This window comes from Citrobacter sp. TBCS-15 (genome assembly GCF_005280815.1).
GTDB lineage: Bacteria > Pseudomonadota > Gammaproteobacteria > Enterobacterales > Enterobacteriaceae > Citrobacter > Citrobacter werkmanii.
The window spans coordinates 105903-119421 of record NZ_SZWK01000289.1 but is presented as its reverse complement, the minus strand read 5'-3'; the positions used below and the strand labels follow the sequence as shown (position 1 = coordinate 119421).

Below are 13519 nucleotides of genomic sequence, written 5' to 3'. Positions count from 1 at the left end.
GCCTTATTCCCCCGATAGAACCCCCTGCAGAAACGGATAATCATGCCGATAACTCATTTAACGCAGGGCTGTTTATCGTGAATTCACTGTATACCGCTGAAGGTGTAATGGATAAACACTCGCTGTGGCAGCGTTATGTACCGTTGGTGCGTCACGAAGCATTGCGCCTTCAGGTGCGTTTGCCGGCGAGCGTAGAACTGGATGACCTGCTACAAGCGGGCGGCATCGGGTTATTGAATGCAGTTGACCGATATGACGCTTTGCAAGGAACGGCATTTACCACTTACGCAGTGCAGCGTATTCGTGGAGCGATGCTGGACGAACTACGTAGCCGGGATTGGGTGCCGCGTAGCGTTCGGCGCAATGCTCGCGAAGTGGCACAGGCGATGGGACAACTGGAGCAGGAGTTAGGGCGTAACGCGACGGAAACCGAAGTGGCGGAGCGTCTGGCTATTCCTGTGCAAGAGTATCGTCAGATGTTGCTTGATACCAATAACAGCCAACTCTTCTCCTATGACGAGTGGCGGGAAGAGCATGGCGATAGTATTGAGCTGGTGACGGAAGAACATCAGCAGGAAAACCCGTTACAACAGCTACTGGAGGGTAACCTTCGCCAGCGCGTGATGGAGGCGATCGAGGCGTTGCCGGAGCGCGAAAAGCTGGTGTTAACGCTGTACTACCAGGAAGAGCTGAATCTGAAAGAGATCGGCGCGGTACTGGAGGTCGGGGAGTCACGGGTCAGCCAGTTGCACAGTCAGGCCATCAAACGTCTACGCACCAAGCTGGGTAAGCTATAGGGGTAATCATTACCCCTGAACAATGCCGCATTACGAATTGACTACCAGGAGTTCTCATGACGGTGCAGCAATCAAAAAGACGGCCTCTAAGCCGCTACCTCAAAGATTTCAAACACAGCCAGACGCATTGTGCCCATTGCCTGAAGTTGCTCGACAGGATCACGCTGGTTCGTCGCGGGCAAATTGTTAATAAAATCGCCATCGCCCGCCTGGACACGTTGCTGGATGAAGCTGAGTGGGAACAGGAGAAGAAAGAGTGGGTGGCGCTGTGTCGTTTTTGCGGTGATTTGCATTGCAAAGAGCAGAGCGACTTTTTTGACATTATCGGTTTTAAACAATTTTTGTTTGAGCAAACCGAAATGAGCCACGGTACGGTACGCGAATACGTTGTCCGCCTGCGCCGTCTTGGCAATCATCTGACCGAACAAAATATCTCTCACGAATTGCTGCAGGAAGGGTTCCTGGACGAAAACCTTGCCCCGTGGCTGCCGGAAACCAGCACCAACAATTACCGCATCGCCTTACGTAAGTATGAGCAGTTCAAAGCCCATACCCATATGGGACATATGCAGAAATCCTCCTGGACAGCCAGTTCTGATATATATTAAAAACGAATAAGGTGTAACAGAGTCGTGTTTGTGGAACACAGCAAACGCTTTACACTGTAGTCATAAATGATAGTCACTAATGACAATATTCGGGGTAACTATGAAATTAGCACTTCTGGGACGTCAGGCTCTGATGGGTGTAATGGCTGTTGCACTTGTCGCCGGAATGAGCGTAAAGACTTATGCAGATGAAGGTCTGTTAAATAAAGTTAAAGAGCGCGGTACGCTGCTGGTGGGCCTGGAAGGGACCTACCCCCCGTTTAGTTTTCAGGGCGATGACGGCAAGCTGACCGGTTTCGAAGTGGAGTTCGCCGAAGCACTGGCAAAGCACCTTGGCGTGAAAGCCACGTTGAAGCCGACCAAGTGGGACGGCATGCTGGCCTCGCTTGATTCCAAACGCATTGACGTGGTTATCAACCAGGTGACCATCTCTGACGAACGTAAGAAAAAATACGATTTCTCTACCCCGTACACAGTCTCTGGTATCCAGGCGCTGGTGAAGAAAGGCAATGAAGGTGTTATCAAGACAGCTGCCGATCTGAAAGGTAAAAAAGTCGGCGTTGGTCTGGGCACCAACTATGAAGAGTGGCTGCGCCAGAACGTGCAGGGCGTGGATATTCGTACCTATGATGATGACCCGACCAAATATCAGGATCTGCGCGTAGGCCGTATCGACGCTATCCTGGTTGACCGTCTGGCGGCGCTGGACCTGGTGAAAAAAACCAAAGATACGCTGGCCGTCACCGGTGAAGCATTCTCCCGCCAGGAGTCCGGCGTGGCGCTGCGCAAAGGCAATGAAGATCTGCTGAAAGCGGTTGATGCTGCCATTGCCGAAATGCAAAAAGACGGTACGCTGAAAGCGCTGTCTGAAAAATGGTTTGGAGCGGATGTGACGAAATAATCGTCATCCGATGAAAAAAGGCGCCTTTAACAGCGCCTTTTTTTATTTCATTGCGCCTGAACGTGCATAATAAAAAGAACATCACAACAACGAATACCGGAGGCTGTATGCCGCTGCATAACTTAACGCGCTTTCCTCGTCTGGAATTTATTGGCGCGCCAACACCGCTCGAATATCTTCCACGCTTCTCCGACTACCTTGGGCGCGATATTTTCATCAAACGCGATGACGTTACGCCGATGGCCATGGGCGGCAATAAACTGCGTAAACTGGAGTTTCTGGCGGCGGATGCGCTGCGTGAAGGGGCCGATACGTTGATAACCGCGGGTGCTATCCAGTCTAACCATGTGCGCCAGACGGCGGCGGTAGCGGCTAAACTTGGCCTGCACTGCGTGGCGCTGCTGGAAAACCCGATTGGCACCACGGCGGAAAACTATCTCAGCAACGGCAACCGTCTGCTGCTGGACCTGTTTAATACCCAGATTGAAATGTGCGATGCGCTGAGCGATCCGAATGCGCAACTTCAGGAACTGGCGACGCGGATTGAAGCGCAAGGGTTCCGTCCGTATGTGATCCCGGTTGGGGGTTCCAATGCTCTGGGCGCGCTGGGCTATGTGGAAAGCGCGCTGGAAATTGCGCAACAATGTGAAGGGGCCGTAGAGCTGTCTTCCGTGGTTGTGGCGTCGGGCAGCGCGGGAACGCATGCCGGACTGGCCGTTGGCCTGGAACAGCTGATGCCACACGTCGAGCTGATTGGTGTGACCGTCTCGCGCAGCGTGGCCGATCAAAAGCCAAAAGTTGTTACGCTACAACAGGACATTGCCCGTGAACTGGAACTGACGGCCTCTGCGGATATCCTGTTATGGGATGATTATTATGCGCCGGGCTACGGTACGCCAAACGAAGAGGGCATGGAAGCGGTAAAACTGCTGGCACGGCTGGAAGGCATCTTGTTGGATCCGGTCTATACCGGCAAAGCGATGGCGGGTCTGATTGACGGTATCAGCCAGAAGCGCTTTAAAGATGAAGGGCCAATTCTCTTTATCCATACCGGTGGGGCGCCTGCACTGTTTGCCTACCATCCTCACGTGTAACAATCAGGTAGAAAAACGCTAATGCAAGAAAGTATCCAACTGGTGATCGATTCCCTGCCGTATCTGCTTAAAGGCGCGGTTTTTACGCTGCAACTGAGTATCGGTGGGATGTTTTTTGGCCTCGTGCTGGGGTTTATCCTGGCGCTGATGCGCCTGTCGCCGCTGTTACCTGTACGTTGGCTGGCGCGCTTTTATATCTCGGTCTTTCGCGGAACGCCGTTGATCGCCCAATTGTTCATGATCTATTACGGTCTGCCGCAGTTTGGTATTGAGCTGGATCCCATCCCGGCGGCGATGATTGGCTTGTCGCTGAATACGGCGGCCTACGCGGCGGAAACGCTGCGGGCGGCAATCTCCTCCATCGACAAAGGTCAGTGGGAAGCGGGGGCCAGTATTGGCATGACGCGCTGGCAGACCATGCGCCGGGCGATCCTGCCGCAGGCGGCACGCGTTGCACTACCGCCGCTGAGCAACAGCTTTATCAGCCTGGTGAAGGATACATCGCTGGCCGCGACTATCCAGGTTCCTGAACTGTTTCGTCAGGCGCAGCTGATTACCTCGCGTACACTGGAAGTGTTCACTATGTATCTGGCGGCCTCCTTGATTTATTGGGTAATGGCAACAGTGCTTTCTGCGCTGCAGAACTATTTTGAAGAACAACTGAACCGCCAGGAGAAAGAGCCGAAATGAGCGCTATTGAAGTCAGAAACCTGGTCAAAAAATTCCATGGGCAAACGGTGCTGCATGGGATCGATCTCGACGTCAAACCCGGTGAAGTTGTGGCGATTATCGGACCGAGCGGTTCGGGCAAGACCACGCTGCTGCGGAGCATTAATTTGCTGGAGCAACCGGAGGCGGGCACCATTAAAGTGGGTGAGATAACCATTGATACCGCGCGGTCGTTAACTCAGCAGAAAGGGCTGATTCGCCAGTTGCGCCAGCACGTAGGTTTTGTGTTCCAGAACTTTAATTTGTTTCCTCACCGTACGGTACTGGAAAACATTATTGAAGGTCCGGTGATTGTCAAAGGCGAACCGAAAGCCGAAGCGACAGCCCGTGCGCGCGAACTGCTGGCAAAAGTCGGGCTGGCGGGAAAAGAAACCAGCTATCCGCGCCGTCTGTCCGGTGGGCAGCAGCAGCGAGTGGCGATTGCCCGGGCGCTGGCGATGCGACCAGAGGTTATTTTATTCGATGAACCTACCTCAGCGCTTGACCCTGAACTGGTTGGCGAGGTGCTTAATACCATTCGCCAGCTGGCGCAGGAAAAACGCACCATGGTGATTGTGACGCATGAAATGAGCTTTGCTCGTGACGTGGCCGACCGGGCGATATTTATGGATCAAGGACGAATAGTGGAGCAGGGGCCGGCTAAATCTTTATTTACGCATCCGCAACAGCCGCGAACCCGTCAGTTTCTCGAAAAATTCCTCATGCAGTAAATAGTACAAGCAGCACTCACCGACATTGTTTGTGGTGAGTGCCGCTAGCATAACTATTTATAAATATTGCTTTATTATTAACGCTTGATTCTGTTGCTTGCTCTGGCTGTTGAGTAACGCTCAAGTAATTTTTCATTTGTCCGATAATTTGCATATATAAAATACATTTATGTGTTAGCTTATTTCATATGTTTGGATGATTATCAATCTCAGGGGCATTACCACTTAGTATGCAGGATCATGATTTCTTCACCTGGCGACGGAGCATGCTGTTACGCTTTCAGGAAATGGCGACGGCAGAGGATGTCTATAATGAATTACAACAACAGACGCAGCATTTAGAGTTCGATTTCTACGCACTCTGTGTTCGTCATCCCGTACCCTTTACCCGTCCTAAAACGTCACTTCATACGACCTATCCCAAAGCATGGGTGGCGCATTATCAGTCCGAGAATTATTTCGCCATTGATCCGGTGCTGAAGCCTGAAAACTTCAGTCAGGGGCATTTACCCTGGGACGATACCTTGTTTCGTGATGCCCAACCTTTGTGGGACGCCGCACGCAATCACGGTTTACGCAAAGGGATGACGCAATGCCTGATGTTGCCGAATCGGGCGCTGGGGTTTTTATCGGTATCGCGAGCGAGTATCCGGAATAGTCGTTTTGCGAATGATGAAGTGGAGCTCAGAATGCAGCTTCTGGTGCGGGAAAGTCTGTCGGTGCTGACGCGACTGGAAGATGACATGGTCATGACGCCAGAGATGCGCTTTAGCAAGCGGGAAAAAGAAATATTGAAATGGACCGCAGAGGGGAAGACGTCTTCAGAGATAGCGATAATACTGTCGATCTCTGAAAATACCGTTAATTTTCACCAGAAGAATATGCAAAAGAAATTCAATGCGCCAAACAAAACGCAGATAGCGTGTTACGCCGCTGCGACCGGGCTTATCTGAATTAATTATCGTTCTGAGTGTCAGACGCAAAACCGGCTGATAGCAATGCTCTCAGCCGGTTTCTTATTACTGGCGGTAGGCCTGTTTAATTTGCTTAACAGTGCTGGAAAATACCGCAGCCTGTGATTGATCTTCAATCAGCGCGATCTGTTTTTCCATTTTAAGAATCACGCGTCCAGCATCGGCTTGACCCATTGCCTGCAGCATCAGTGTTAACAGGGCTTTCAGGCAGGTGACTTCATTGGCCAGTTCCTGGTTATTCTCAGCAGTGGAAAAGTCAGGCGTACTCATTTATTTTCCTCGTTATGTTTCAATGAAAAAGTGCGATGTCAAATCTTAAGGCGGCGGAGTATACCATAAGCGAGGCTAAAAATATCAGTGGTTGTTTTTTGTGCAAACAAAGGGGGGAGGGACATTAAAATAAACAACATGTTGCAGTGCATATATTTTCTCCACTTGTTGTTTATTTCGAGTATTTTCCTCGTTAATTATTGTTACAAGTTTGGCTGCCTGTTTTGCATTCAGCGCAGGAATATGAATTTTTTGTCACTATTCTGAAACAGCTACGCAGATATAAGCGTGGCAGCAGGCTATCTGGCCTGCAAGTTTCCACACGTCGTACAATCTAATTTCCAAAAACGAGAGCAAAATCGAAAGTCGGACGTTTTTTACATTTCAAAGTTGAGATAAAACCCGTTAACATAGGACCGAATACTATCGGTAGCGTTATCCCTATTCTGGAGATATTCCTTTGATCAACGTTTTTCTTGTTGATGACCACGAACTGGTGCGCGCAGGGATACGACGCATTCTGGAAGATATAAAAGGCATAAAAGTTGTCGGCGAAGCGTGCTGCGGTGAAGATGCGGTGAAATGGTGCCGCTCAAATTCCGTGGACGTTGTGCTGATGGATATGAATATGCCCGGTATTGGCGGTCTCGAAGCAACCCGCAAAATTGCGCGTTCAACGGCAGATATTAAAGTGATTATGCTGACGGTACACACCGAGAACCCGTTACCCGCAAAGGTCATGCAGGCAGGTGCCGCGGGGTATCTCAGCAAGGGAGCCGCCCCCCAGGAAGTTGTGAGTGCGATTCGTTCGGTTTATTCCGGGCAACGTTATATTGCCTCCGATATCGCTCAGCAGATGGCGCTCAGCCAGATTGAACCTGAGAAAACGGAAACCCCGTTTGCCAGTTTGTCTGAACGCGAGTTGCAGATTATGCTGATGATCACCAAAGGCCAGAAGGTCAATGAGATTTCAGAACAACTGAATCTGAGTCCTAAAACGGTGAACAGCTATCGTTATCGAATGTTCAGTAAATTAAACATTCACGGCGATGTCGAGTTGACTCACTTGGCAATTCGCCATGGCCTGTGTAATGCGGAGACATTAACAAGCCAGTGACCGATCAGTTTGATGCCAAAGCGTTCCTGAAAACCGTAACCAGTCAGCCCGGCGTTTATCGTATGTATGATACCGCCGGGACGGTTATCTATGTCGGGAAAGCGAAAGACCTGAAAAAAAGGCTTTCCAGTTACTTCCGTAGCAATCTCGCATCGCGTAAGACCGAAGCGTTGGTCGCGCAAATTCAACAGATTGATGTCACGGTGACGCACACCGAAACCGAAGCGTTATTGCTTGAACACAACTACATCAAGCTGTATCAGCCGCGCTATAACGTATTGCTGCGCGATGATAAATCCTATCCTTTTATTTTCCTCAGCGGCGATACTCACCCACGACTGGCGATGCATCGTGGGGCTAAGCATGCCAAAGGCGAGTACTTTGGACCGTTCCCCAACGGCTATGCCGTACGAGAAACGCTGGCGCTGCTGCAGAAAATTTTTCCCATCCGGCAGTGCGAAAACAGCGTGTATCGCAATCGCTCGCGACCCTGCCTGCAATATCAGATTGGCCGTTGCCTCGGTCCATGTGTAGCGGGCCTGGTGAGTGAGGAAGAGTATGCACAGCAGGTCGAGTACGTCCGTTTATTCTTATCCGGGAAAGACGATCAGGTATTAACCCAACTGATCGCCCGGATGGAAAAGGCCAGCCAAAATCTCGAATTTGAAGAGGCTGCGCGTATTCGTGACCAAATTCAGGCGGTACGTCGCGTCACCGAAAAACAGTTTGTCTCGAATTCCGGAGACGATCTGGACGTTATCGGCGTGGCGTTTGACGCCGGCATGGCTTGTGTGCACGTACTGTTCATTCGTCAGGGTAAAGTGTTGGGCAGTCGCAGCTATTTCCCGAAAGTACCGGGTGGTACAGAACTCGGTGAGGTCGTGGAAACCTTTGTCGGGCAGTTTTATTTGCAGGGAAGTCAGATGCGTACCTTACCCGGTGAGATCCTGCTCGATTTTAATCTTACTGATAAAACTCTGCTGGCGGATTCATTGTCTGAACTGGCCGGGCGGAAGATTAACGTCCAGACGAAACCGCGCGGGGATCGTGCGCGCTACCTGAAGCTGGCACGTACCAACGCAGCGGTGGCGTTAACCACCAGGCTTTCTCAGCAGTCGACCATTACTCAGCGTCTGACAGCGCTGGCATCGGTACTGAAGTTACCCGCTGTAAAACGCATGGAATGTTTTGACATCAGCCATACGATGGGCGAGCAGACGGTCGCCTCCTGCGTGGTTTTTGATGCCAATGGCCCACTGCGCGCAGAGTATCGTCGTTACAACATCACCGGCATTACGCCGGGCGACGATTATGCGGCAATGAATCAGGTTCTGCGTCGGCGTTACGGTAAGGCGATAGAAGAAAGTAAGGTTCCGGACGTTATATTGATCGATGGCGGTAAAGGACAGTTGGGACAGGCGAAAGCCGTTTTTGCTGAGCTGGATGTTCCCTGGGATAAACAGCACCCACTTTTGCTGGGGGTGGCGAAAGGGGCCGACCGTAAAGCGGGTCTGGAAACGTTGTTCTTTGAGCCGGAAGGAGAGGGCTTTAGTCTGCCGCCGGATTCGCCCGCATTGCATGTGATACAGCATATCCGCGATGAATCTCACGATCATGCGATCAGCGGACACCGGAAAAAACGCGCGAAGGTGAAAAGTACCAGTACGCTTGAGACCATTGAAGGCGTTGGGCCTAAGCGTCGGCAGATGTTGTTGAAATATATGGGCGGTTTGCAAGGTCTTCGTAACGCAAGTATTGAAGAAATTGCAAAAGTGCCGGGTATTTCGCAAGCTCTGGCAGAAAAGATCTTCTACTCGTTGAAACATTAGGCCCTCTGTAGCAACATAGGGGTAATTTCACTGACAACAGATAGTTATCCGTCATATGCAATTTAATATCCCTACGTTGCTCACGCTGTTTCGCGTCATCCTGATCCCATTCTTTGTATTGGCGTTTTATCTGCCATTCACCTGGGCTCCCTTTGTTTGTGCGCTGATCTTCTGTATTGCGGCGGTTACCGACTGGTTTGATGGCTATCTGGCGCGTCGCTGGAACCAAAGCACGCGTTTTGGCGCCTTCCTCGACCCCGTTGCTGATAAAGTGCTGGTGGCTATCGCGATGGTGCTGGTGACGGAGCACTATCACAGCTGGTGGGTGACGCTTCCTGCCGCCACGATGATCGCGCGTGAAATTATCATCTCTGCGCTACGTGAATGGATGGCTGAGCTGGGCAAACGCAGCAGTGTTGCAGTGTCCTGGATCGGTAAAGTGAAAACCACTTCGCAAATGGCTGCACTGGCGTGGCTGCTGTGGCGTCCAAATATCTGGGTAGAGTATGCCGGGATCGCACTTTTCTTCGTTGCCGCGGTACTGACTTTGTGGTCAATGTTCCAGTATTTGAGCGCTGCATGGGGAGATTTGCTTGAACAGTGATCGTTTCGGCGCAAATTTCAGCAAACGATCGTCGGTGGTGAAAAATATCGTTGACTCATTGCGTCAGGTAAGTAGAATGCAACGCATCGAACGGCAGCACTGATTGCCAGACGATAACAAAATCAAGTGATTAACCAAGTTACTTGATGATGCGGGAATAGCTCAGTTGGTAGAGCACGACCTTGCCAAGGTCGGGGTCGCGAGTTCGAGTCTCGTTTCCCGCTCCAAATTAAAGACATCGGCAATAGCGGGTGTCGGCTGAAAAGCCAGAAGATTTCGGCGCGTTAGCAAAGCGGTTATGTAGCGGATTGCAAATCCGTCTAGTCCGGTTCGACTCCGGAACGCGCCTCCAATTTCTTCCCGAGCCCGGATGGTGGAATCGGTAGACACAAGGGATTTAAAATCCCTCGGCGTTCGCGCTGTGTGGGTTCAAGTCCCACTCCGGGTACCATGGGAAAGAATAGAATAATCAAAGCAATAAGCAGTGTCGTGAAACCACCTACGGGTGGTTTTTTTGTGCCTGCAATCCATCGTTTTATCCTGCGTGATACGTAAAATCGCCTTCAAACACTTGCTTGCTATAGATAATCACTCTATCGACGAATCGGTGCGTTAAACATAAAGCCCCCTTGTGCAGGGTTGTTGATAAAACCATTACGGGCAGGATTATCGTTGTGGTCCTGGAAACCATTGATCATGATGGGATCGCCAAAGTCATCCTGAATCGATAAATGTCTGTGGATTCGGTTTCGTGCCCGCAACGTGAATGCAGAATCATCCGTCCCGCCAATAATGATGATGCCATTACCGGCACGGAGTGCTGCGCTTAACTCTTGCTCTCTTGCGGCCTGGTTTTGTAACGCGTTGGCAGTGGCAGATGATGACGCCAGTAGCAGTAATATGAGAACGGCGCATGAAAATACCGATGGCAGTTTCATGATTAATACCTGTTAAGAGTGCGGCTATTAAAGTATAGCTTTTTGTTGCCATCCCAACTGAAAAGAAAACCAACAATTTAAGCCAGCTGTCCATACTAAGTCTGAGGGGGGGGAGACGACGCGCGTGTCTGTGGTTAGGTCGGGAACAATGGCGGTTGATGGCGTTCCCCGCTATGACGTCTGACTGGATAATTATCACGGACTCCCTGCCAAAGTGATCTGCTATGCTCCAGATGGGCAGCGATTAGAAATCGATCTTCTGGAAGCGATGGTTATTAACATCCATTTTCCCGCTAATTTCTTCACGCCTTGAGGGAGCCTGTACTATGGCTGAGTATCATTTTTCCACGGTCTGGCGGGTTGAGGCTTCTATTCAGGAGGTATGGGATATTTTTTCTCATCCCGATCAGTGGCCGGAATGGTGGGTAAGTCTGGAACGCATCGTTGAGATCAAGAAGGGGGATTTACAGGGCATTGGCGCGCTGCATCGTTATACCTGGAAAGGCGTTCTACCTTATCGCTTAACCTTTGATATCAACGTATTGAATATTCTGCCTTGCTCTCTGCTTGAAGGACAAGCCAGCGGGGCGGTAGAAGGGCGAGGCGTGTGGTCTTTTACTGCGAGTGGCAAAGAGACTATTGTCAAATATGACTGGAATGTCCGTACCACGATCCGTTGGATGAATTATCTTGCCCCGCTGGCAGCACCTGTATTTCGTTGGAATCACGATATGGTCATGCGCGAGGGGGCCAGAGGGCTAGCCCGTAAGCTGGCAACCAATGTGCATATATTTTGAAGGCGCTCTCACTGCTGTACTTTTTTGCCTGTAAATGGCTTAATAGCGGTCTTGTAGTTTCTCATTTCATTCACAGTTAACAGGTCTGTTATTGATGAATAACCTCCATCTGCTCGCCTTTTTAAGTCAGCGTCTGTCTGCTGTGATGATCGCATACGGTTTCCCAATGGGCCGTAGCTCAACTCTTACAACATGGACAGACAGCAATGCAACGTCGCCAATTTCTCAAAAATAGCGTTCTCCTTTCCGCCGCCGGTTTAGTCGGCCCTACGATTGTTAGCCAGACGGTACATGCCGCAGAGCCAACAGTCGCGTCTGTCGCGCGTCGACGCTTTGTCTTATCACAAACGTATAAACTCAATCCTCCTAAGGGATCGCGCGGGGTGGTGAAACTCTGGATCCCGCTACCTGTAGATACTGTGTTTCAACAAATGACAGCCCTTGCCTTTAGCGGGAACTATCAGCAGGCGTATGTCACCACCAACAATGCCTATGGCGCGAAGACGCTGTTCGCCACCTGGCCAGACTCCCAGGGCGAATTGTTGATTAACGTTGATATCGATATTGAAACCGCCGACTGGGAGCCGTTGCAGCAGGATGCGCTAAAAACCTGGCAAGCACCGGAGCAGATTATTTATCCGCTGGATGTAAAACCCTACTTGTTACCGACGGCACATACTCCAGTGGATGGGGGGGTTCTGGAAACTGCGCGCAAAATTACCGGTAATGAGCAAGATCCGCTGAAAAAAGCGCGTCTCATTTACGAGTGGGTGAGCAGCCATATGGAACGGGATAATGACGTTATTGGCTGTGGTACCGGTGATGTGGCAGAGATCTTAAAAAGTGGCAAGCTCAAGGGAAAATGTACCGATATGAGCTCCGTTTTTGTTGCTTTGGCACGCGCCAGTGGTATTCCCGCACGCGAATTGTTTGGCATCCGTCTGGGCAAAGCCAATAAGCTCGAGCGTTACTCGACAAGCGCCTTTGGCAAAGCCGACAGCGCAGGCGTTGCCGATGTCAGCGGTGGACAACACTGTCGCGCCGAATTCTATCTCGCAGGTTACGGTTGGTTACCGTGCGATCCCGCTGACGTGACCAAAATGCGTCTGGCTGAGAAAAAATCGCACCAGGATGCCGATGTCCAGGCCGTCAACGCCTACCTGTTTGGTAACTGGGAAATGAACTGGGTAGGATTCAACTACGGACGTGATTTCGAGCTGTATCCGGCGACAGAGCAGGGAGCTATGAACAACTTTGGTTATCCTTACGCCGAAGTCGATGGCGACCCGATCAATTTCTACGATCCTAAAGCGTTCTCCTACCGCTATGTCGCCACAGAACAACGCTAAAGGCGCGGGACTGACCCTGCTGACGGCCGCTGCGGCTGCCGTCACTGCCGGCTTATGCTGTGTTGGGCCGCTGTTATATCTGCTGTTTGGTATCTCAGCGGCGAGCTTTGCTGTTTTAACCCGGTTTGAGTTTTTACGAATTCCTTTTATGCTGCTGTCATTGGGATTACTACTGCGTGTTTTCTGGCGACTCTATTTCTCCAGGCGGTTGTGGTGTTCTGGCTGGCTAACCCTGAAACAGGCGCGCGTTCTCTACTGGTGTGCGCTGGCGTTGATTTTACCAGTGTTATTTTACCCAACGCTGGTTGCCTGGTTTTATGAGGTGTTTGAATGAAGGTTTTCATGTTAGTGGCAGGCTTATTGTTGCCGTTATGTGGTCAGGCAGCCAATCAAAAAGTGGTGCTTGATATACAAAATATGACCTGCTCGTTATGCGTAATTTCTGTCAATCAGGCGTTACGCGAAACTGATGGCGTCATTAAGGCGAAATCCTCTCTCAAGACAAGGCAGGCAGAAGCGATCGTACCTGAAGGTTTTCCTACCGATACTCTCCTTAAAGCGGTAGCAAAAACCGGGTATAGCGCGACGCTTAACCGTATTGAGCAACAATAACCACCTACGGGTGGTTTTGTTCTGTTTTCCCGGTATGATGCCCGGCGGCCTGGTGTTCTCTTTTGTGCGTTAACTACCGGAATTCCCCTCGTATCCTGTTAACCTGAACTGGCGGTAGCTGTAAACCGCCCACGCCCATTTGTATCTGTTATCCCTCCAGCCATGTAGGATGATCACAGGCAAGAATTTT

General features: G+C 50.7%; 16 protein-coding genes and 3 tRNA genes. 17 read left to right on the top strand and 2 right to left on the bottom strand.

What is annotated here, in order from left to right:
• The first annotated feature begins 77 nt into the window (after positions 1–77).
• From fliA to sdiA, 7 genes are all read left to right on the top strand, one after another.
• Positions 78–797 carry an RNA polymerase sigma factor FliA gene (gene fliA / locus FDW96_RS16310; protein ID WP_038641545.1) on the top strand — a complete coding sequence of 240 codons (720 nt, stop codon included), beginning with the start codon at positions 78–80 and terminating at the stop codon, positions 795–797.
• A 56-nt stretch (positions 798–853) separates the two neighbouring features.
• Positions 854–1405, top strand: coding sequence for a flagella biosynthesis regulatory protein FliZ (gene fliZ, locus FDW96_RS16305; RefSeq protein WP_069323574.1), 552 nt, complete (start codon positions 854–856; stop codon positions 1403–1405).
• A 100-nt stretch (positions 1406–1505) separates the two neighbouring features.
• Positions 1506–2306: a cystine ABC transporter substrate-binding protein gene (gene tcyJ, locus FDW96_RS16300; RefSeq protein WP_032939603.1), complete on the top strand. Its 801-nt coding sequence runs from the start codon at positions 1506–1508 to the stop codon at positions 2304–2306.
• Between the two features lie 107 nt (positions 2307–2413).
• Positions 2414–3400: a D-cysteine desulfhydrase gene (gene dcyD / locus FDW96_RS16295; RefSeq protein WP_042307711.1), complete on the top strand. Its 987-nt coding sequence runs from the start codon at positions 2414–2416 to the stop codon at positions 3398–3400.
• A 21-nt stretch (positions 3401–3421) separates the two neighbouring features.
• Positions 3422–4090, top strand: coding sequence for a cystine ABC transporter permease (gene tcyL, locus FDW96_RS16290; RefSeq protein ID WP_006684074.1), 669 nt, complete (start codon positions 3422–3424; stop codon positions 4088–4090).
• Positions 4087–4839 carry an L-cystine ABC transporter ATP-binding protein TcyN gene (tcyN, locus tag FDW96_RS16285; RefSeq protein ID WP_003030477.1) on the top strand — a complete coding sequence of 251 codons (753 nt, stop codon included), beginning with the start codon at positions 4087–4089 and terminating at the stop codon, positions 4837–4839. Before tcyL ends, tcyN begins: the two co-directional genes overlap by 4 nt.
• Positions 4840–5069: 230 nt before the next feature.
• Entirely contained in the window at positions 5070–5792 is a 723-nt protein-coding gene (sdiA, locus tag FDW96_RS16280) for a transcriptional regulator SdiA (protein ID WP_042307713.1), read from the top strand.
• 66 nt (positions 5793–5858) lie between these two features.
• On the opposite strand, the gene FDW96_RS16275 is transcribed toward sdiA, so the two are convergent.
• Positions 5859–6083: a DUF2594 family protein gene (locus FDW96_RS16275; RefSeq protein ID WP_006684077.1), complete on the bottom strand. Its 225-nt coding sequence runs from the start codon at positions 6081–6083 to the stop codon at positions 5859–5861.
• A gap of 460 nt (positions 6084–6543) precedes the next feature.
• On the opposite strand from FDW96_RS16275, the gene uvrY reads away from it, so the two are divergent.
• From uvrY to FDW96_RS16245, 6 genes are all read left to right on the top strand, one after another.
• Positions 6544–7200, top strand: coding sequence for a UvrY/SirA/GacA family response regulator transcription factor (uvrY, locus tag FDW96_RS16270; protein WP_006684079.1), 657 nt, complete (start codon positions 6544–6546; stop codon positions 7198–7200).
• Positions 7197–9029: an excinuclease ABC subunit UvrC gene (gene uvrC, locus FDW96_RS16265; protein ID WP_137348877.1), complete on the top strand. Its 1833-nt coding sequence runs from the start codon at positions 7197–7199 to the stop codon at positions 9027–9029. Before uvrY ends, uvrC begins: the two co-directional genes overlap by 4 nt.
• 55 nt (positions 9030–9084) lie before the next feature.
• Positions 9085–9633 (top strand): CDP-diacylglycerol--glycerol-3-phosphate 3-phosphatidyltransferase, encoded by a 549-nt coding sequence (gene pgsA / locus FDW96_RS16260; RefSeq protein ID WP_038641531.1) that lies wholly within the window; start codon positions 9085–9087, stop codon positions 9631–9633.
• A gap of 151 nt (positions 9634–9784) precedes the next feature.
• Positions 9785–9860 (top strand) — tRNA-Gly (locus FDW96_RS16255).
• A gap of 51 nt (positions 9861–9911) precedes the next feature.
• Positions 9912–9985 (top strand) — tRNA-Cys (locus FDW96_RS16250).
• A gap of 12 nt (positions 9986–9997) precedes the next feature.
• Positions 9998–10084, top strand: a tRNA-Leu gene (locus FDW96_RS16245).
• Positions 10085–10226: 142 nt separating this feature from the next.
• On the opposite strand, the gene FDW96_RS16240 is transcribed toward FDW96_RS16245, so the two are convergent.
• Positions 10227–10571, bottom strand: a complete 345-nt coding sequence (locus FDW96_RS16240) for a hypothetical protein (protein ID WP_061381077.1) — start codon at positions 10569–10571, stop codon at positions 10227–10229.
• Positions 10572–10897: 326 nt separating this feature from the next.
• On the opposite strand from FDW96_RS16240, the gene FDW96_RS16230 reads away from it, so the two are divergent.
• From FDW96_RS16230 to FDW96_RS16215, 4 genes are all read left to right on the top strand, one after another.
• Positions 10898–11368: an SRPBCC family protein gene (locus tag FDW96_RS16230; protein ID WP_137365950.1), complete on the top strand. Its 471-nt coding sequence runs from the start codon at positions 10898–10900 to the stop codon at positions 11366–11368.
• Positions 11369–11574: 206 nt separating this feature from the next.
• Complete coding sequence (locus FDW96_RS16225; RefSeq protein ID WP_137365949.1) at positions 11575–12717, top strand: transglutaminase-like domain-containing protein; 1143 nt, start codon at positions 11575–11577, stop codon at positions 12715–12717.
• Entirely contained in the window at positions 12695–13051 is a 357-nt protein-coding gene (locus FDW96_RS16220) for a mercuric transporter MerT family protein (RefSeq protein ID WP_061381080.1), read from the top strand. Before FDW96_RS16225 ends, FDW96_RS16220 begins: the two co-directional genes overlap by 23 nt.
• A complete protein-coding gene (locus FDW96_RS16215; protein ID WP_061381081.1) occupies positions 13048–13329 on the top strand; it encodes a heavy-metal-associated domain-containing protein in 282 nt (93 codons plus the stop codon). Before FDW96_RS16220 ends, FDW96_RS16215 begins: the two co-directional genes overlap by 4 nt.
• Positions 13330–13519 lie beyond the last annotated feature (190 nt).

Excerpts from the sequence above, each read along its gene's own strand:
- fliZ (WP_069323574.1), top strand. The coding sequence starts at position 854 with ATGACGGTGCAGCAATCAAAAAGACGGCCTCTAAGCCGCTACCTCAAA.
- tcyJ (WP_032939603.1), top strand. The coding sequence starts at position 1,506 with ATGAAATTAGCACTTCTGGGACGTCAGGCTCTGATGGGTGTAATGGCT.
- dcyD (WP_042307711.1), top strand. The coding sequence starts at position 2,414 with ATGCCGCTGCATAACTTAACGCGCTTTCCTCGTCTGGAATTTATTGGC.
- tcyL (WP_006684074.1), top strand. The coding sequence starts at position 3,422 with ATGCAAGAAAGTATCCAACTGGTGATCGATTCCCTGCCGTATCTGCTT.
- tcyN (WP_003030477.1), top strand. The coding sequence starts at position 4,087 with ATGAGCGCTATTGAAGTCAGAAACCTGGTCAAAAAATTCCATGGGCAA.
- sdiA (WP_042307713.1), top strand. The coding sequence starts at position 5,070 with ATGCAGGATCATGATTTCTTCACCTGGCGACGGAGCATGCTGTTACGC.
- FDW96_RS16275 (WP_006684077.1), bottom strand. The coding sequence starts at position 6,083 with ATGAGTACGCCTGACTTTTCCACTGCTGAGAATAACCAGGAACTGGCC.
- pgsA (WP_038641531.1), top strand. The coding sequence starts at position 9,085 with ATGCAATTTAATATCCCTACGTTGCTCACGCTGTTTCGCGTCATCCTG.
- FDW96_RS16240 (WP_061381077.1), bottom strand. The coding sequence starts at position 10,571 with ATGAAACTGCCATCGGTATTTTCATGCGCCGTTCTCATATTACTGCTA.
- FDW96_RS16230 (WP_137365950.1), top strand. The coding sequence starts at position 10,898 with ATGGCTGAGTATCATTTTTCCACGGTCTGGCGGGTTGAGGCTTCTATT.
- FDW96_RS16225 (WP_137365949.1), top strand. The coding sequence starts at position 11,575 with ATGCAACGTCGCCAATTTCTCAAAAATAGCGTTCTCCTTTCCGCCGCC.
- FDW96_RS16220 (WP_061381080.1), top strand. The coding sequence starts at position 12,695 with ATGTCGCCACAGAACAACGCTAAAGGCGCGGGACTGACCCTGCTGACG.
- FDW96_RS16215 (WP_061381081.1), top strand. The coding sequence starts at position 13,048 with ATGAAGGTTTTCATGTTAGTGGCAGGCTTATTGTTGCCGTTATGTGGT.